Below are 18,899 nucleotides of genomic sequence, written 5' to 3'. Positions count from 1 at the left end.
TTATTAATTTGAATAGTAGTTTAGTAAATTATATATTGGTTCTTTAGTAATTGATGTAATTTCGAGATCGTGTTTCTGCGCAACAGTTCTCAGTTGATCCTGGAATGTCCCCGCCACCAGGCCTACAAAATGTATTTCTTTATTCGGTCTGGCCTTAACAGTAGGTAATAAATACGTTTGGAAATAACGTTCAAAACCATCATCAACAAGCTGTTTGATGTATGGATGATTCCTGTTTTCCACAAAAAAATCGAAAAAGGAGCTTAAAAAAAGCTGTGCCATTGGTTTTTTGTAAATGCGTTCCAGGATTTGCGGTCGCTCCAGATTATACTTGGCTTCAAACAAGCTATGCAGGTCTTTAGGTAAGTTTTTCTGTAAAAAGCGCTTCAATATCATCTTACCCAGATAATTTGAAGAACCTTCATCGCCCAATACATAGCCCAGTCCGAAATTGTTCTTTTCCGGTTTTTTACCATCAAAATAAGCACAGTTTGCGCCACTACCCAATAAACCCACAATTCCGGAATGGTTGTAACATGCAGATATCGCTGCGCCGTACAGGTCATCTTTTACAATGACCTTACTGTATTTAAAGAACATGCCTAGCGCAGTAGCCAATTCATCTTTACGTGCTTTTGAAGATGCACCTGCCGCAAAAACGTAGATCTTTTTTATGCTCTCTGCATGGTTGATCAACACGGTCTTTTTGTTTAAGAGCTGCAGGATTGATTTCTGATCGTTGAAACAAGGGTTAATCCCAGGCATGGTACATTCGGCAATTGCCTTACCTTCTCTGGCGATTTTCCAGAATGCTGTTTTCGATCCGCTGTATACGATTGCTATCATCTTAAATAGATAAAACTTTAGTCATTTCCAATAAATCAGGTTCCAGTTTAAAGGTATGTTTGGTCAGAGCCTCTTCGATACTCGTGGTCTGGATTTCGTTTCCGCGTAAGCCAACCATTTGCATAGAATTACCTTTTAACAATTCATTCACTGCGGCAAAGCCAAGTCTGCTGGCCAGAATCCGGTCAAAACTACTCGGACTGCCACCGCGCTGCAAATGGCCCAATATGGTAACCTTCGTGTCGTAGTGGTTAAAGCGTTCTTTTACTTTCTTCGCCACCTCGTAAGCGCCACCATCTTTATGACCTTCAGACACAATCACAATGCTGGAGGTTTTTTTTGTAGAAGCACCGGTTTCCAGCTGACTGATCAGTTCATTCAGACTGGTATCCTTTTCAGGCAATAAAACAGCTTCAGCGCCGCTGGAGATTGCACTCCTTAAAGCAATACATCCAGAGTCACGGCCCATCACTTCCACAAAAAATAAGCGGTCGTGTGAATCTGCCGTATCCCTGATTTTATCTATGGCTTCAATGACTGTATTGATTGCGGTATCGTAACCCAATGTAAAGTCCGAACCATATAGATCGTTGTCAATTGTTCCGGGTACTCCCATAACCCGGATACCGAATTTTTCGCCGAAGCGTTTAGCTCCGGTAAAAGTCCCGTCACCGCCAATCACCACAAGTCCGTCAATTTCACGTGCTTGTAAATGCTTATAAGCCAGTGCCATTCCTTCGTCAGTTTTAAATTCCAGGCAACGTGCAGTTTTTAAAATGGTACCACCCATATGAATGATGTTACTTACAGATCTGGCGTCCATTGGATTAATGGTGTTATTAATTAATCCCTGATAGCCCTGCATCACACCAAACATGTTAATCCCATTGTAAATGCCCGTTCGTACTACTGCCCTGATGCAGGCGTTCATTCCGGGTGCGTCTCCACCGGAGGTTAGTACTGCGATATTTTTAATGTTTGGTTTCATGTTTATATATTACGAATATAGCGTGTATTTTTTACACTAAGTAATTTATTTTACATTTTTCAATGTCAATGGGCGCTCATTATTGAAATGTACATCATCTGGATTGGTTTTCAGCGATATAACTGATTTTATTTGTTAAGGATGACAAATAACCCTGAAAAAGATGAAAATTAGTTTTTGTGGTATTATGTTAATTGAATATATATTTGCACTTTGGAACACACATTTGTACTTTGCTTGAAATCCATCATCAAGTGGAAGCACAATGAAGTAATTCCATGTGAAAACGCCTCGAATGTTTTAAGGCTGATTAAGAATAATTGACAGAAATAAATATTAATGTTTTGAAAGAAGTCTTACCAAAATTTAATTCCACTTTCTCAATTGATTGTGTATTATTCGGATTTGATGAAGGAGAACTGAAAGTTCTGCTGATTGAAAGAAATGAAGAGCCTTTTAAGGATTGGTGGGCTTTGCCTGGAAATCTGGTACAGGAGCATGAAAGCCTGGATCAGTCTGCAACCCGCATTCTAAATGAACTTACCGGCCTTACTGACATTTACATGGAGCAATATTACACTTTTGGCGATGTCAATCGCCACCCCCAGGGTAGGGTGTTGAGTATCGCTTATTATGCGCTGCTCCGTTTGGGTGGAGATAAAGCTGTTAAGCCCATCAGTAACTTTGCCAAACAGGCCTATTGGAGAAATGTGAAAGATTTGCCAAGATTGGCGTTTGATCATCAGCAGATTTTTGAAAAGGGAATGGAAAAGATCAAAAGGCGCATCAAGCACCAGCCTATTGCTTTTGAGCTATTGCCAGAGAAGTTTACCCTTACCCAGCTTCAAAATGTGTACGAAGTGATTTTAAGTAAAAAACTGGACAAGCGAAATTTCCGCAAGAAAATGCTCAGTTTTGGTGTGCTTAAAGATTTGAATGAAAAACAATACGGCGTATCATTCCGGGCAGCAACGCTGTATAAATTCGACAAACGGAAATATGCAAAACTCTTTAGTAAAGAAATCTCTTTTTAAAAGGACATAAAAAAAACGCTCCGGTTGATCAACCGGAGCGTTTTTTTTATATTCTGGATTTGTTATTTTGCCAACAAATTCAAGTGGTAATTCACCAGGTCATCTATAGGAGAGCGGATGATCTTACCAATACCCATTTCATACCTGTCGGCTACTACACTCAGCACATCCCTGAAACTATAACCTACTGATCCCACACAGTTCAGTTTGTAGTCTTTGTAGTTTGGATAATGTACCACCAGGTTATCAAAAAATGCAGTGAAAGCAAAGTCAATGGCTTTGAATGTATAATCTTCATAGCTGTCTTTATAATCATAAAGGAACTTACTAAAACCTGCGCAAAAACGATTTGGCAAAGGCTTGTTGTAGATATTGTCAAATATATCTTCGTTGGTCAATGCAAAATTATCGTAAAAGCTCTCTCTAAGTCCTTTTGGCATGTAACCACGCATGTAATCACTTAAAATGCGTTTTCCAATGAAACTGCCACTGCCTTCATCACCAAGAAAATACCCCAATGAATCTATGTTCAGGGTGATTTCGTTACCATCATAAAGGCAGGAATTGGTTCCAGTTCCCAAAATGGCTGCAAAACCAGGCTCATCTCCTAATAATGCCCTGCAAGAGGCCAGAAGGTCGTGCCCAATATTTACTTTGGCATTCGGAAAAACCTGCTGCATCGCATCTGCCACAATTTTACGGTTGGCGTCTGTGGAACAGCCTGCTCCATAATAATTTACTTCAGTTAATTTGGTCACATCAAGATAGTCTGGTAAAGACTTGCTCAATGATTTTACGATGTAAGCTGTATCGGAAAAGTAAGGGTTGTAACCTTCGGTGTTAAAAAGGATTTTTCTGCCGGCTTCATTAATCAGGCACCAATTCGTTTTAGTTGAACCACCATCTGCAATAACTATCATATTATCTCCTTTCGTTTGGTAAAAAACTAAATAATCCGGCCACTTTTGTACACGTTTTGCTCATAAATTTATTTTTTTTTATTTTGGTTCGGTATTTTTTTTCCTTGCTCTTTAGTGTTTAAACTGTGTTTTTGCGCTTTTTTTGGGTGACCATATTGTCAAATAAACACTAAGCCTAAATTACACTTGTTATTTTAAAATCCAAATTATAAAATACCACCTTTTTTTTAGCACCAAATCAAATCCATATAAACTTGATGTTAAACCTGCGTTAAAGCAGAATATTGCGGGTTTTAAGGGTAATAAAAAAGTTAATTATAATTTTAGCGGTGAAAGCCAAGTGTAATATTGTATTTTGTGATATTTATCAATAATCAGGCCTTCTTTAAGGTGTAAAATTTGAATCTTTGTATTCAATAGTAAACTATGTCAGTAAAAATTGATTTGAGAAGTGATACGGTAACCAAACCTACAGCAGGTATGCTTGCCGCAATGATGGAAGCCAGCGTTGGAGACGATGTTTTTGGCGAAGACCAATCTGTTCATGAACTGGAAAATAAACTGGCTTCCATGTTTGGCATGCAGGCCGGACTTTTTTGTCCTTCAGGTACAATGACCAACCAAATTGCAATCAAGTGTTTCACACAACCTATGGACGAGGTCATTTGCGATCAAACGGCGCATGTTTACCGTTATGAAGGTGGTGGCATAGCCTATCACTCGCAAGCTTCAGTACGTTTACTAAACGGTCCGAGGGGCATTTTAACACCGGAAATGATCGAACCGGAAATCAACGAACCAAATATTCACTACCCGAATTCCAGCCTTGTGGTTTTGGAAAATACGGTAAATAAAGGTGGTGGGAGCTGTTATACATTAGGCCAGATCGAGCCCATTCACACCCTTTGTAACATTAAAGGTTTAAAACTACATCTGGATGGGGCCAGGATATTCAACGCGCTCGTGGCCACAGGAGATCATGCAGCAGCTTACGGGCAATATTTTGATGGGATCTCCATCTGCCTTTCCAAAGGACTTGGAGCACCTGTTGGCTCTGTGCTGCTGGGGAATAAAGAAACCATCCAAAAAGCAAGAAAGATACGTAAGGTATTTGGTGGTGGGATGAGGCAGGCCGGTTTTCTCGCAGCAGCAGGGATGTATGCACTGGAAAATCACGTCAGTCGCCTGGCCATTGATCATCACCACGCAAAGGCTATTGAAGCCGCACTGTCACAAGTCAATTACGTTGCTGGTATACTTCCTGTGGAGACAAATATTGTTGTTTTTGAGATTGCAGAAGGTTTTAAAGCCAGCCATATTGTACATCTCTTACATGAAAAAGGTATTTTGTGTAACACCACAGGGCCGAATACCGTCAGAATGGTCACACATTTAGACATTTCTCCGGAAATGATCGATGGCGTAATCCAAAACATAATACATTTGCATCCAATAGCTCATAAATAATTTTCGTTACCAATGAATAAAATCCTCATAGCCAATAGGGGCGAGATTGCATTGCGTATTATGCGTTCTGCACGTGAAATGGGTATAAAAACCGTAGCGGTCTATTCAGAGGCCGACCGGGAAGCGCTCCATGTGCGTTATGCAGATGAAGCGGTATGTATAGGTCCTGCACCCTCCAATCAGTCTTACTTACTTGCGGAGAAGATCATCGAAGCTTGTCAGGTGACAGGAGCTGAAGCCATTCATCCCGGGTACGGATTCTTATCCGAAAATGCCGCATTTGCACGTGCTGTTCAGGCCGCGGGACTCACTTTAATCGGTCCCACGCCAGAAGCTATGGAAGTTATGGGCAATAAATTATCTGCTAAGGCCGCAGCATTAAGATACAACATTCCAATGGTGCCTGGAACAGAAGAGGCCATTACCGATTTGGAAGAAGCGAAAAAACGCGCAGTAGAAGTTGGCTTTCCAATTTTGATCAAAGCTGCTGCCGGAGGTGGTGGAAAAGGCATGCGTGTGGTGGAGCAGGTGACAGATTTTGAAGAACAGATGCAGCTTGCGGTAAGTGAAGCTGTTTCTGCTTTTGGAGATGGAGCGGTATTTATTGAAAGGTATGTACAGTCGCCCAGACACATTGAAATACAAGTGCTTGGTGATACGCATGGAAATATTGTACATCTTTTTGAGCGGGAATGTTCTATACAACGCCGGCATCAGAAAGTTATTGAAGAAGCGCCATCCAGCATTCTTACCGCTGAAATCCGGGCACAAATGGGTAAATGTGCAGTAGATGTGGCACGCGCTGTAAATTACGTTGGCGCAGGTACGGTCGAATTCATCTTGGATGAAAACCTGGACTTTTTCTTTCTGGAAATGAATACCCGCTTGCAGGTGGAACATCCCGTTACTGAAATGATTACCGGATTAGACCTGGTTAAAGAACAAATTAAAATTGCCAGGGGAGAACGGTTAAGCTATCAGCAGGAAGATTTGCAGATCAATGGACACGCCATAGAATTGAGGGTATATGCTGAAGATCCCGAAAATAATTTCTTACCTGATATCGGTACGCTGCAAACCTACAATACACCCAAAGGCAATGGCGTAAGGGTGGATGACGGCTTTGAGCAAGGTATGGAAATTCCAATCTATTACGATCCCATGATTGCCAAGCTGATCACCTACGGTCAGACGCGGGAAGAGGCCATACATAGAATGATAAGGGCAATAGATGAATATCAGATCACTGGCATACAAACCACACTCGGTTTTGGTCGTTTTGTAATGAAGCACGAGGCATTCACATCAGGTAATTTTGATACCCACTTTGTCAATAAGTATTTCAACGCCGATAGCCTGAAAAATGAAGAGGAGACCGAAGCACTCATGGCGGCAATTTTTGCGGTATCTGCCCTAAAAAAAGAAAAGATGTCTGGCAGTATAGCGCTGCAACAGGAAAGTACCAGCAATTGGAGAAAGAACAGAATCAATAAATAAGCCCAATTCAAATTATGTTTACAGGAATTATAGAAACACCAGGAGAGATCAAAGATATACGTGCTGAAGGAACAAACCTTCATTTTACCATACAATCCGCCATTAGCAAAGATTTAAAAATTGACCAGAGTGTTGCGCACAACGGCGTTTGTTTGACTGTGGTTGCTTTAAATGAAGATACACATACCGTAACTGCCATACAGGAAACCCTGGAAAAGACCAATATGCAATTCCTTAAAAAGGGGAGTAAGGTTAATCTGGAACGTTGTATGCAAATGAACGGGCGTCTGGACGGACATATTGTGCAAGGCCATGTCGACCAGACTGCGGTCTGCATCAAGCGTGAGGAGTTGGATGGCAGCTGGGAGTACCGCTTTCAATACGATGCCTCAAACGGCAATGTTACGGTTGAAAAGGGATCAGTGTGCGTCAACGGAATCAGTTTAACTGTGGTGAATTCTGCTGCAGATCAGTTTTCTGTATTTATTATTCCTTATACTTTCGAACACACCAACCTTCATGAGGTTGAGGTCGGAGATACCGTCAACATAGAATTTGACATCATTGGCAAGTACGTTGCCCGGTTGATTCAAAAGTAAATTACTTTTTAAGCTCCTCAATTTTGTTTTTAATAAAAGAAATGAGCTTAGGCTGTTCTTTAGGGTTTATGGTCTTCAGGTATTGATCGTAATAATTAACCGCATTCTTTTTGTCATTAAGCTTGGTTTCATACACCAAGGCAATATTATAGAGCAGGCTTCCATTGTTTTCAAACTGGAGGCCTTTCTTATAAGCTTTATTTGCAGTCTCATTTTGATTAACGCCTTCATACGAATCACCTAAGAGACCGTAATAGGTTGCAATCTTTGGCGAGATCCCCTCCTTAATGGCTTTTTCAAGGTAGGGAATCGCATTTTTAAAGTCTTTTACACCCCGGTAGCTTAAGCCGATGTGATAATACAAACCCTCATTGTCAAAAGCTTTGTCCTTAATGATCAGAAAGTACTTTAATGCATTTGGATAATCTAAAGAAAGGAAATAACTTTTGGCCAGGTTGTTCAATACAAATGTCGAGCTGTCTCCATAATTTAACAGCAAATGCCCTGTCTTAATAGCCTCAGGATAATTTCTGCCAGCCATACTGATGGGCATCTTCATTTTTAACAGCTTTAGGTTGCTGCTGTCTGCCGCCAAGGCTGGTTCCAATACCAGTTTGGCTTTGTCAAAAAAGTTCATCTTAAAATAAACTTCACACAGGTCAAAAGCGACATCTGCATCCGCTGGCATCAATGCATTTGCCTTTTCCAGGTAATGATTGCGTACCAGGCTGATTCCTTCCCGGTCCAGGTCTGCCAGTTGTTTGTATGCACTGAAGCTGGTGCTGTCATTTTTCAGTACTTCCAGATAATAGATTTTTGCCTTTTCCACATTTCCTCTCCTCGAGCTGATGCCGGCCAGGCTAAATAATGTAGGGATATTGTTGGGCTGTAAGGTATTGAGTGTTATATAATACTTTTCTGCTTCTGCTAATTTCCCGGCCATAATATTCGCGTACGCCATTTGAGAAAGTGCTTTAACATCCTGGGTATCTTCCTTATAATAACTTTGCAAATAAGCTGCGGCTTCGGCATAACGCTGACTCTGGTAATAATCCAATAATTTCTCCCGGTCAATACCCGATTTAGATTGAGCGATGCCCAATTGACAACTAAATAAAATGGCGAAAAAAACGAACAGCTGCTTCATGATCTATCTTAATTTTAAACTAAAGTATTAGGTATTGTACTGCTTTACAAATCTAATTGCTTTTTTTCCAAAATCTGACTGGCAACAGACTCGCCTGGAAATAAAAAAAAACATACTGGCAGGGTAATTGGTTATTACAATAGATATATAACGTTAAATATTAACAATAAACGCATATGGATACTTTAAAGAAGTTTGAATTGATGGAGAAAATTGTAAGAGAACTAGAAGACTTACAACACTCGCAACAAGCAATTATTCAAAAAATAGGGAAAATAGAAGTTGATAATATAGAACTGGGGGATAAAAAATTAGAAAAAGATCTCCCGGATATGCATCAAAGGGTATCAGATAATTTAGATACCATTGTAACCATTCTGGATTACTTCGCTGATAAAACTCAGAATTTTGGAAACAAAAACAATGTGGATGCGCTGAAAGAACAACAGAGCATCAATGAGGCTACCGGACATTAATAGCTAAAATCATAGGACCGTATCATGAATGCGGTCCTGTTTTTTTAAACCTTAAAGCCAATAGGTAATGTCAGATAGAAGCTGGCTCCTTTGCCTTCCTCACTTTCGGCCCAGATCTGACCATTATTTCGCTCCATAAAATCTTTGCATACCTGTAAGCCCAGGCCAGTTCCTTTTTCATTCATGGTTCCTCGGGTAGAGTTATTCAGGCCCGTGAATAGTTTCTCTAATGCAGGTTTTGATATGCCAATGCCATTGTCAGCAATACAAAGCATAATCATCCCTTCAGGTTTATATACCGCTGTAATGTGAATTTCACATCCTTCACTACAAAATTTAATGGCATTGTTCAATAAGTTCCTGACCACAATCTGAATCATAATCATGTCCGCATATACCATGAGCCCCGGAAAAACATCGTGGATGATATGGATGTGCTTGGATGTTGCAGAGGGTAAATGGTAGTTTACCTCGTTTAAAATCATGTTTCTTAAGTCGAATACCACCTTGTTGATGCCATAGCCTTTAAGCTGACTTCGGGACCAATGCAAAATATTCTCTAAAAGATCTGTCGTATATAAGATATCCTTACCCAGGATCGGGGCAATTTGTTTAATTTCTTCCAGACTGATCGTGTCATTTGAAACCATTTTTAACACTTCAGACAAATTGACAAGGGGGCCTCTTACATCATGGGCAATGATAGAAAAGATCTTGTCTTTTAGCTGATTCAGTTTGCCAAGCTCTTCAGTCTGCAGTTTTGATTTCAGCGCTTCCTGTTTCAGGTTCGTCAGATCCTGCAATTTAATTACAGTTACTTCATTGTTTAGCTGGTTCTCATTTAAATGCATGACCTCCGCCTCCAGCTCATAGAAGCCCATAGATGTTTTGATGGTTAGTTCTGTTTTACCCGATTGGTGGTTTTTCAGGAAATTCATTAACCCGTCCTGTTCAGGAAATAAGGTCTGCATTTCCATGCCGATCAGCTTCTTACCCTGGTAGTCGACCAGGTATTTCTTGAACGATTGATTGTAATCAAGTACCCTGTTTTTTCCATCGATAACCAGGTAACTGTCCTGAATTAAGTCCAGAACCTTTTCCCTGGCTACAGGTAAAATGTCAAAAAGCCTGAACCTATATATCGCCAGGCCAGTTAAAATTAGCGTCACAATAAAAGCAAATGGTGTGAGGTCCAAATTTTTAAGCGGCCTGAAACCCAATAAATAAGCAAGGTTGGATAGCCATGGAATGAGTGCTGCAAAGAGAATGGTGAAGTTTTGTTTTCTATATACCTGGTCTGATTTGCGCATGCGCATCAGCAATAAGTAACTGCCCATAGCCAGCATCAGATAGAAATAAAGGGTAAACAGCTGGTACCAGACCCCACGTACAATATGTACCATGGGAAAATCGCCCGAAGTGTCCAGGGTCAGACTTTTATAGTGAAGATGGTGATAGTCGTTTGTCCACACCATCACATTCGTGAGCACGGTTACGACGATCAATACAGCGATATTTCGCTTTTTCTTATACCAGCATTCCTTTCCCGACAATTGTAAACAGAAAAGAAACCAATAAAGCGGAAGCGTGGTGATGCCAACATATTCTACCCTGATCAGGAATTTGATCTGTTCCAGATTCTGGCTGGCCAGTTCAAAACCATAGGCCATAGACCAGAGTGCATTCGACAGGAGCATGAAACCGAACCACCTGACGGCTTCCCCTTTTCTACCAAGAAGTCGTGCCGAAAAAAAAATAGTAATGGTGCTGCAAAAAATTAATGTAATGGCGTAAGGGTTAAATATGAAGTCCATTTACAAAAAGATTAGCCAAATAGCTGGAGCGTTTAGGAATAGTGTTGGTTATAAAGATAAAACTACATAATTTAGTTTTGAATTGAAAATATTCTTAGTTTTACGTAAATAATTGAAAATAAAAAACACTCATTTACTATCGTATGAAAAAAATAATCCTTTCTGCATTATTGCTCTCCTTCAGTGTAGCTGGTTTTAGTCAGGCATTACCAAGCTTCCAATTGGGTATTAAAGGTGGTGCCAACTTGTCAAAACTGAGTACCGAAAATACTTTTAGCAGCGACAATAGAGCCGGTTATTACGCAGGTTTATGGGCGCGCATAGGTGCTGCAGGGATACATTTACAACCTGAGCTATACATCAGCGGTAAAAATACAACCTTGAAAACATCGAGTGGTGATAAAGCTGATGTTAAATTTACCAGTGTTGATGTACCTGTTTTAGTCGGTACTAAAATTGGTGCTGCTGGTGTTGGCCTTCGTTTAAATACAGGTCCGGTAGTGTCCTTTATTGTAGATGATAAACAAACTGTAAAAACAGCAGTTGGTAACGTTTTCAACGGAAATTTCAAAGGACAGTCATTTGCATGGCAGTTTGGTGCTGGTTTAGACGTTGGTAAATTGGGATTGGATTTAAGATATGAAGCTGGTCTTTCCAAGATCGGAAAAGACGGTTATGACGATACCAAATTAGGTTTGTTCACTTTCGGACTTGCCTACAGATTGTTCTAGCAAGAAAAAGTTTTCCACATTATGTGTAAAAGGGTAAACATTAGCTGTTTACCCTTTCTTTTTGGCTTTAATTTTGATCTTGCCAAATCCCCTAAACTTAATTTAATACGGCTATGAAACTAAAAGAGTTATTATTAAATGGAAATAGCTTCGCTGAGCTATTAAAACAGTTTTCAATCAATGCAGATGATGTAAAAATCCAGGATGAAGACATGATCTTGTCTGACCAGTATTTGAAACATCAGGATATCGTAAAGGAAAGTATTTGCATTGAGGGTAAAAATAAAGATGGCATTGTTAACTTTTTTGGCACCTTACACTACAACATTTTAAATAAGCTTGCGGTGTTCGAAATGCAGGGGTTTGAGCAGGTTGCCATCCACTAAGCCTTGGTATTTTTCTTGGTTACTTCTTTTATTTCGTAATGAAATGCTCCTTTAATGGGGCGTATTGGGGTGTCTTTGTCGTCACTCAGTATTTTTACATAACAAGCCCCGAAATAAAAGATGAACGAAGAGTAAAATACAAAAAGCATGATCAGTACAATTGATCCAGAGGTTCCGTATACGCTACCAATGCCACTCAATGGAAGCATGATGCGGAGGATGTATTTTCCTACCGTAAAAAGTATCCCTGTAAGCAGCCCGCCGTGGATAGAAGCTTTCCAGGTAGGACGCCCATTGGTTAAAAAACGGAATAAAACAGAAAACCAGACGGTTACAATAGCGATGAACAGCAGCTGGTTGAGTACAGATAAAAATATCCGGCCGAAAGTAGGCGACGCAGTATTTAAATAGGCACCAATAAAAGCCTGAACACTGTCAGTCAGCAGACCAACAAAAAACAAAATTCCTGCAAGTAAAATAATGACAAACGAACGTGCCCTCAGTTTCATTTTAAACAGAAATCCGGAGTGTGCTTTAATGCCAATTGACCAAATCTGGTCCATTGAATTTTTAATCACGCTAAAAAGGGTGGTGGCCACGAACAGGAAGAAAGCAAAGCTGATTAAGGTTGCATACCAATGCTGATCGATTCCCCGGATGTTCCTGAGCGTTTGCCTCACCTGAAGTGTACTTCCGTCGTCCAGTATACTTGCCAGGCGCTCAAAAATGCGTTTGGCAAGTTCTTTCCGGTCGATGAAAAAGCCAAAAAGCCGGATCAGAATCAACAATATGGGTGGTAATGCGAAATTGGTAAAAAAAGCCGTGGCGCCTGCCAGGCGTAGCGGGTCATTTTTTTGAAATAATTTAAATGCCGCAGAAAAACGGGTAAAGAAAAGCTTTGTTGTATTTAGTAAGTTGATTTCCATGCCCCGCATATTGCCTTAAAGCCCGAAAATAACTATTTTTTTTAACTCCTGATGTGTTGTGCATAAAAAAGCGGACATCCCACTGGAATGCCCGCCCCGTTTTTGAATGAATAAGAGGGGTATTATAAATTCCCTCTTAGCTCTTGTTCGCGTTCTAAGGACTCAAATAAAGCTTTGAAATTGCCGGCCCCGAAAGACTGGGCACCTTTACGCTCAATAATTTCGAAAAATAGGGTAGGACGGTCTTCTACCGGTTTGGTGAAAATTTGTAACAGATAGCCCTCTTCGTCACAATCCACTAAAATTCCCAGTTCTTTAAGCTGAGCAATTTCTTCATCTATTTCACCCACACGCTCAGGCATCATATTGTAATAGGCTTCCGGGGGTGCACTTAAAAACTCAACCCCTCGAGCTTTTAATTCCTTCACTGTCGTCAAAATATCTTTTGTCGCTACAGCAATGTGTTGCACCCCTTCGCCTTCGTAAAATTCTAAGTACTCTTCAATCTGCGACTTTTTCTTGCCTTCAGCAGGCTCATTGATCGGGAATTTCGAAAAGCCATTCCCGTTGCTCATTACCTTACTCATCAATGCCGAATATTCTGTATTGATCTGTTTGTCATCAAAAGAAAGGATGTTTACAAAACCCATCACGTCCTCATACCACTGTACAGTCTCATTCATCCGGTTCCAGCCCACATTACCCACACAATGGTCAATGTATAATAAACCGGTCTCTGCAGGGTTATAATCGCTTTTCCAATCGATATAGCCTGGTAAAAATGTGCCATTGTAGTTTTTGCGTTCAATAAACATGTGTACCGTTTCGCCATAAGTGTAAATGCCCGACATGCGGATTTCACCATGCTCGTCCGTCTTCGTTACAGGCTCCATATACGGCTTTGCACCCCGCGCAGTAGTTTCCTCAAAAGCACTATAGGCATCATCAACCCATAAAGCCAATACCTTTACCCCGTCACCATGAAGCTTCACATGTTCCGAAATCGGATGCTCAGATTTCAAAGCGGTGGTCAATACCAATCTGATTTTTCCTTGCTTCAGAACATAAGATGCACGGTCGCGAATACCAGTTTCTGGACCAGCATAAGCCAATGATTGAAAGCCAAAGGCGGTTTTGTAATAATGCGCTGCCTGTTTGGCATTTCCTACATAAAACTCGATGTAATCAGTTCCGTTAATCGGAAGAAAATCCTGCGCTTTAGCAATTTTTTCTGCAAATGTTTGAGTTGACATTTTTGTTTTTTTATTTAATAATAAGTTAGTTTTTATACTTACCGATCAGCTAGTTAGACTGACCGTTTTTTTATTTTTGTGCCCAGCTCTTAAAATAGCTTTCATCTTCAATCGCAATGGCGTCCTCTGTCAGCATCAATGGCCTGAAAGGATCAATCATCACTGCCAGCTCTTCCGTACTTTCTTTGCCAATTGATTTTTCAACAGTGCCTGGATGTGGCCCGTGTGGAATACCACCCGGATGTAGCGTAATCTGACCTTTTACCACACTTTTCCTGCTCATAAAATCGCCATCTACATAGTAAAGCACTTCATCACTATCCACATTGCTGTGGTTATATGGCGCCGGAATAGACAGCGGGTGGTAATCGTATTTACGTGGTACAAAAGAGCAGATCACAAAATTGTGCCCTTCAAAAGTCTGGTGTACGGGAGGCGGCTGGTGCAAACGCCCGGTAATCGGTTCAAAATCATGGATCGAAAATGCCCATGGGTAATGAAAACCATCCCAGCCTACAAAATCAAAAGGATGGGTACCATAGGTATAAGGATACATGATGCCCTGCTTTTTGATCAGGACTTTAAAATCTCCATATTCGTCAATGGTTTCCAGATCTTGCGGGCGTCTGATGTCCCTTTCGCAAAATGGAGCATGCTCTTCTAATTGTCCAAAGGCATTCCGGTACCGCTTTGGTGTACGGATCGGACTAAAACTCTCCACAATGAACAACCGGTTTTGCTCATCGTCAAATTCCATCTGATAAATTGTACCCCTTGGAACCACCAGGTAATCACCATAGGCAAAACGGAGTTTACCAAAACCTGTTTTTAAGGTTCCGGATCCCTCATGGATAAAAATCACTTCATCTGCCTGACTGTTTTTATAAAAATAATCGGTCATAGATTTCCTCGGTGCGGCCAGGGAAATGTGCAGGTCGTTGTTCACCAGTACCGGCTTGCGGCTTTTCAGGTAATCGTCCTCAGGTTTGATGTTAAAGCCAATTAAACTGGTATGCTTTAAATGCTTTTCCCTCGCAATTTTCGGCTCAACAGAATAAGGTTCACCCAGCTCCTTAACCAGGGTAGGCGGGTGGCAGTGATAAACAAGCGAATATAAGCTTGAAAAACCTTCTGTGGAAACCAGTTCTTCTGCGTATAAATTGCCATCTGGTTTACGAAAAACGGTATGGCGTTTAGCAGGTATGGTTCCTAATGTATGATATATTGGCATAACTTTAGGTATTTTGGTTAGAAACGGAAATGCAATCACATCAAAACGTTGTAAACATTTTGATCCAGAGCTTTAATGAAAAAGTCTGTTCAGGAAATTAAAAGGAATATTGAGCGAAAATGATTTTGGAAAGCATAGCATACCTGAATGCAGCAAGGGCTTCCTTGGCTACGTCATTCTGATATGTGAAACTGTGCTGTATCATTTTCTTTATGGTGCTAAATTAAGTATTTAATATCTGAATCACCAAACTATATGCTATATTTTATGCCGGTAGTGCCAATTGACATGTAAATGTTACCTGCCCAAATCAAATGGATATTTAAGTGGGACTTGATATGCTGTGTTTATTTGTATTTTTATATAGCTTTGGGCAACGACTAATAAATTATTGACATATGAAACTGGTATCCTATAAAACTGAAGATACAGAGCACCTTGGTGTTTTTGTAAACGGACACATTTATAATTTGAATTCATGCGACAAGTTGTTGCCAGATGAAATGAGTGCTTTCCTGCAAGGTGGCGATGTGCTGATGGAACGCGCCAAAAAGGTGGATGCGCAAATTAAAGCCGGAGAGATCGAACCTAAACAGGAAGTTTTCTTTGAGCTGCTGGCACCGGTGCCACACCCAAGCTCTTGCAGAGACGGTTATGCTTTTCGCCAGCACGTAGCTGCAGCGCGTCGCAACCGGAAAGTAGACATGATCGCTGAATTTGATCAATATCCCATCTTTTATTTTACCAACCACAATGCCATTCAGGGCCCGGGTGAAATTGAATGCATGCCTGATCATTTTCAAAAGCTTGATTTTGAACTTGAAGTAGCTGTTGTAATCGGTAAAAAAGGACGGAACATTACTGCTGCTGAAGCTGATCAGTATATTGCTGGTTATATGGTGATGAACGATATGAGTGCCAGAACATTACAGATGGAAGAGATGTTGTTGAACCTCGGTCCGGCTAAAGGGAAAGATTTTTCTACAGTAATTGGTCCGTGGCTGGTTACACCAGATGAACTGGAAGAATATAAAACTGCTGCTAAGCCAGGGCACGTTGGTGCTGCATACGATCTGAAAATGACCTGCACCGTAAATGGGGTAGAAGTTTCTGCTGGTAATATGGCCGATATGGACTGGACTTTCGCCGAAATTATTGAACGCTGTGCGTATGGTGTGGATATTCTTCCCGGCGATGTGATCGGTTCCGGAACTGTGGGTACAGGCTGTTTCCTGGAGCTGAACGGAACAGGCTTATTGAACGATCCTGATTTTAAACCGCAATGGTTACAGGATGGTGATGAAGTAGAAATGGAAATTACCGGTTTAGGCAGGTTAATTAATGTCATCAAAAAAGCAGATACTGATTTTTCCATATTGGCACTTAAAAAATAATGCTGACCGTAAATACATCAGAGCTAAGTCCGGCGCAATTGCAAAACTATTTGCAGTATGCAATTGCGCCCAGACCAATATGCTTTGCCACAACAATAGACCAGCAGGGCAACATCAATCTTAGTCCCTTTAGCTTCTTCAACATGTTCAGCACCAATCCGCCGATGTGCATTTTTTCACCGGCAAGAAGGGTGCGGGACAATACCACCAAACATACCTTAGAAAATGTGCTGGAGGTTAAAGAATGCGTCATCAATATCGTCAACTATCCCATGGTTCAGCAAATGAGTCTGGCCAGCACCGAATATGCCAGGGGGGTAAATGAATTTGAAAAATCTGGTTTTACCATGCTACCCTCCCAACTGGTTAAACCGCCACGTGTAGCTGAAGCCCCTGTTCAAATGGAATGCATCGTCACCGAGGTGATCCATATGGGTGAAAATCCAGGGGCAGGAAACCTGATTCTGGCAGAAATTAAGCTGATCCATATTAAAGAAGATATTCTTGATGCGGATGGCAAAATTGACCAGGCTAAAATCGACCTCGTGGCCCGTTTGGGTGGCGATTGGTATTGCCGCGTTACGCCAGAAAATCTGTTTAAAGTAGCCAAACCCTTAACTACACTTGGTGTGGGTGTCGATGCTTTACCCAAAACCGTACGCAATTCCAATGTCCTTACCGGAAATGATCTGGGGATGCTGGGCAATGTAGAACATTTGCCAACAGATGAAGCGGTAGATGCCATGCGCGCCAATGTACAGGTTAAAGAAGTACTGGATGCCACTATTGGTGATGCCAGTAACCGTGAACGTGAGCTGCACGAACTTGCTAAACAATGGTTGAAACAAGGAAATGTAATGGATGCCTTGAAAGTGGTGTTGCTATAAAATACTAACCACTTTTAAGAAACGCTTTTTATAAAAACCTTCGTCCAGACTGGAAATGGTAACGCCTTTGGCGTTGCCAGACGAAGAGTGAATGAACCGCACCTCGTCGCCATTAATCGAATAAATGATGCCTACATGTCCCGGTGTCCTCGACCTGCTGTTCGTTCCTGTGAATAAGATGACATCGCCAATTTTGGCTTCTGCCAGACTTTTATCTTCGCCACTGGTGGCAAACTCCCTGGAAGACCGCGGAACTTTAAATCCAAAATTACTGAATACGTAATTCACAAAACCAGAGCAGTCGAAACCACGACTTGGGCTGCTTGATGCCGTTCTGTAACGAATGCCCAGCATCGATTTGGCAAATTCCAGTAAGCGGTTGGGTGATTCTGTTTGTTGCGGAATGACATCGGCAGGCGATTGTGCCTTAATTAGTTTATCTACAAGTTGCTGGTATTGAACAGGGACAGTAGTTTGTGCCTGAGCTGTCGCAGCAATGATAAAAAGAAAACAGAAAATGCTAAGGTGTTTCTTCATACTAATGGGCTAAAGATATTAAAAATATACTTTAGCCCACCATGATGTTGATAACTTGTTGATTACGGTGTTGTTACTGCAACAGGCAGGGTTTTTCCGTTAAAAAACCGATGTCCGGTCTTCGCAAAATCAGCAATATACTTGCCCATTTCGAAAGCCATAACCGGAGATTCATAACCCGGAAAAGCTTGTTCCAGCATCTCTGTTTGTGCTGATCCCAGGGCCAGGCAATTCACCTTAATGCCCGTGTCTGCCAGTTCAAAAGCCAGGCATTCTGTTAAAGTATGCAGTGCCGATTTGCTGGCAGAATAAGCCGCTAGTCCGGGAAATTTCACACTGCCCTGAAAACCGCCCATGCTGCCGATGTTTACAATGTGACTGCCACTTTTAAGCAAAGGCATCAGGTTCTTGATCATCCTGAAATGTCCCATCACATTGCTTTCCAGCATACTTGCCAGATCAGCTTCTGTAGTTTCCAGAAAAGGCTTATTGATCAGTGCACCAGCATTATTGATCAAAATATCCACATGGCCCAGGCGTTCCTGTAAAAAAGGTACCAGAGCCGTATAATCGTCATTCACAATGTCAAATTCTACCGGTAATAAGGTGCAGTCGGGGTTAATCCCTTTTGCGATCTCTAAAAGTTTACGCAGTTTATCAGCCGATCTTGCAATGCAGACCACTTTATTTTCATTGTGCAGGGCAAATTCCAGTGCTGCTTCGAAGCCAATTCCACTGCTGGCGCCAGTTAATACAATATTCATTA

The 18,899-nt window shown here is 41.2% G+C and carries 19 protein-coding genes; 9 read left to right on the top strand and 10 right to left on the bottom strand.

The genetic code is table 11. The features are described from left to right. Positions 1–3: 3 nt before the first annotated feature. Positions 4–846 carry a hypothetical protein gene (locus IM797_RS22550; RefSeq protein WP_194129458.1) on the bottom strand — a complete coding sequence of 281 codons (843 nt, stop codon included), beginning with the start codon at positions 844–846 and terminating at the stop codon, positions 4–6. A gap of 1 nt (position 847) precedes the next feature. Continuing rightward, a complete protein-coding gene (pfkA, locus tag IM797_RS22545) occupies positions 848–1,834 on the bottom strand; it encodes a 6-phosphofructokinase (protein WP_194129457.1) in 987 nt (328 codons plus the stop codon). 344 nt (positions 1,835–2,178) lie between these two features. On the opposite strand from pfkA, the gene IM797_RS22540 reads away from it, so the two are divergent. After that, the gene (locus tag IM797_RS22540) at positions 2,179–2,868 is read left to right on the top strand and encodes an NUDIX domain-containing protein (RefSeq protein WP_194129456.1); all 690 of its coding nucleotides are present in this window, start codon (positions 2,179–2,181) and stop codon (positions 2,866–2,868) included. Positions 2,869–2,930: 62 nt separating this feature from the next. Here IM797_RS22540 and IM797_RS22535 read toward each other — a convergent pair whose 3' ends face one another. Continuing rightward, complete coding sequence (locus IM797_RS22535; RefSeq protein WP_194129455.1) at positions 2,931–3,788, bottom strand: N-acetylglucosamine kinase; 858 nt, start codon at positions 3,786–3,788, stop codon at positions 2,931–2,933. Between the two features lie 426 nt (positions 3,789–4,214). Between IM797_RS22535 and IM797_RS22530 the strand changes: the two genes are divergently transcribed. From IM797_RS22530 to IM797_RS22520, 3 genes are read left to right on the top strand one after another with little or no spacing between them, the layout of a single operon-like run. Further along, the gene (locus IM797_RS22530; RefSeq protein WP_194129454.1) at positions 4,215–5,255 is read left to right on the top strand and encodes a low specificity L-threonine aldolase; all 1,041 of its coding nucleotides are present in this window, start codon (positions 4,215–4,217) and stop codon (positions 5,253–5,255) included. Between the two features lie 12 nt (positions 5,256–5,267). Next, positions 5,268–6,752: an acetyl-CoA carboxylase biotin carboxylase subunit gene (accC, locus tag IM797_RS22525; protein ID WP_194129453.1), complete on the top strand. Its 1,485-nt coding sequence runs from the start codon at positions 5,268–5,270 to the stop codon at positions 6,750–6,752. Positions 6,753–6,766: 14 nt separating this feature from the next. Continuing rightward, a complete protein-coding gene (locus tag IM797_RS22520) occupies positions 6,767–7,351 on the top strand; it encodes a riboflavin synthase (protein WP_194129452.1) in 585 nt (194 codons plus the stop codon). Position 7,352: 1 nt separating this feature from the next. Here IM797_RS22520 and IM797_RS22515 read toward each other — a convergent pair whose 3' ends face one another. After that, positions 7,353–8,498 carry a tetratricopeptide repeat protein gene (locus IM797_RS22515; RefSeq protein WP_194129451.1) on the bottom strand — a complete coding sequence of 382 codons (1,146 nt, stop codon included), beginning with the start codon at positions 8,496–8,498 and terminating at the stop codon, positions 7,353–7,355. 176 nt (positions 8,499–8,674) lie between these two features. Between IM797_RS22515 and IM797_RS22510 the strand changes: the two genes are divergently transcribed. Then, a complete protein-coding gene (locus IM797_RS22510) occupies positions 8,675–8,974 on the top strand; it encodes a hypothetical protein (RefSeq protein ID WP_194129450.1) in 300 nt (99 codons plus the stop codon). Between the two features lie 44 nt (positions 8,975–9,018). Here IM797_RS22510 and IM797_RS22505 read toward each other — a convergent pair whose 3' ends face one another. Continuing rightward, positions 9,019–10,788 carry a histidine kinase N-terminal 7TM domain-containing protein gene (locus IM797_RS22505; RefSeq protein ID WP_194129449.1) on the bottom strand — a complete coding sequence of 590 codons (1,770 nt, stop codon included), beginning with the start codon at positions 10,786–10,788 and terminating at the stop codon, positions 9,019–9,021. Between the two features lie 143 nt (positions 10,789–10,931). Here IM797_RS22505 and IM797_RS22500 point away from each other — a divergent pair, with 143 nt between their 5' ends. Together IM797_RS22500 and IM797_RS22495 are read left to right on the top strand one after the other, a co-directional pair. Further along, positions 10,932–11,519, top strand: a complete 588-nt coding sequence (locus IM797_RS22500; protein WP_194129448.1) for a porin family protein — start codon at positions 10,932–10,934, stop codon at positions 11,517–11,519. Between the two features lie 113 nt (positions 11,520–11,632). Continuing rightward, the gene (locus tag IM797_RS22495; protein WP_194129447.1) at positions 11,633–11,905 is read left to right on the top strand and encodes a hypothetical protein; all 273 of its coding nucleotides are present in this window, start codon (positions 11,633–11,635) and stop codon (positions 11,903–11,905) included. Here IM797_RS22495 and IM797_RS22490 read toward each other — a convergent pair. From IM797_RS22490 to IM797_RS22480, 3 genes are all read right to left on the bottom strand, one after another. After that, positions 11,902–12,831 (bottom strand): YihY/virulence factor BrkB family protein, encoded by a 930-nt coding sequence (locus tag IM797_RS22490; RefSeq protein WP_194129446.1) that lies wholly within the window; start codon positions 12,829–12,831, stop codon positions 11,902–11,904. The genes IM797_RS22495 and IM797_RS22490 overlap by 4 nt on opposite strands. Positions 12,832–12,953: 122 nt before the next feature. Then, a complete protein-coding gene (gene hppD / locus IM797_RS22485; protein WP_194129445.1) occupies positions 12,954–14,084 on the bottom strand; it encodes a 4-hydroxyphenylpyruvate dioxygenase in 1,131 nt (376 codons plus the stop codon). Positions 14,085–14,154: 70 nt separating this feature from the next. Continuing rightward, complete coding sequence (locus tag IM797_RS22480; protein WP_194129444.1) at positions 14,155–15,315, bottom strand: homogentisate 1,2-dioxygenase; 1,161 nt, start codon at positions 15,313–15,315, stop codon at positions 14,155–14,157. A gap of 398 nt (positions 15,316–15,713) precedes the next feature. Between IM797_RS22480 and IM797_RS22475 the strand changes: the two genes are divergently transcribed. Together IM797_RS22475 and IM797_RS22470 are read left to right on the top strand one after the other, a co-directional pair. Continuing rightward, positions 15,714–16,709 (top strand): fumarylacetoacetate hydrolase family protein, encoded by a 996-nt coding sequence (locus IM797_RS22475; RefSeq protein WP_194129443.1) that lies wholly within the window; start codon positions 15,714–15,716, stop codon positions 16,707–16,709. Beyond that, positions 16,709–17,596, top strand: a complete 888-nt coding sequence (locus tag IM797_RS22470; RefSeq protein WP_194129442.1) for a flavin reductase family protein — start codon at positions 16,709–16,711, stop codon at positions 17,594–17,596. Before IM797_RS22475 ends, IM797_RS22470 begins: the two co-directional genes overlap by 1 nt. Here IM797_RS22470 and IM797_RS22465 read toward each other — a convergent pair. After that, positions 17,591–18,133 carry a C40 family peptidase gene (locus IM797_RS22465; RefSeq protein ID WP_194129441.1) on the bottom strand — a complete coding sequence of 181 codons (543 nt, stop codon included), beginning with the start codon at positions 18,131–18,133 and terminating at the stop codon, positions 17,591–17,593. The genes IM797_RS22470 and IM797_RS22465 overlap by 6 nt on opposite strands. Before the next feature lie 62 nt (positions 18,134–18,195). Further along, on the bottom strand, positions 18,196–18,897 hold the full coding sequence (locus IM797_RS22460; protein ID WP_194129440.1) for an SDR family oxidoreductase: 702 nt from the start codon (positions 18,895–18,897) through the stop codon (positions 18,196–18,198). Between the last annotated feature and the right edge of the window lie 2 nt (positions 18,898–18,899).

The organism is Pedobacter sp. MC2016-24 (genome assembly GCF_015223055.1).
Classification (GTDB): Bacteria; Bacteroidota; Bacteroidia; order Sphingobacteriales; family Sphingobacteriaceae; genus Pedobacter.
This window is presented reverse-complemented; position numbering and strand designations above follow the sequence as displayed.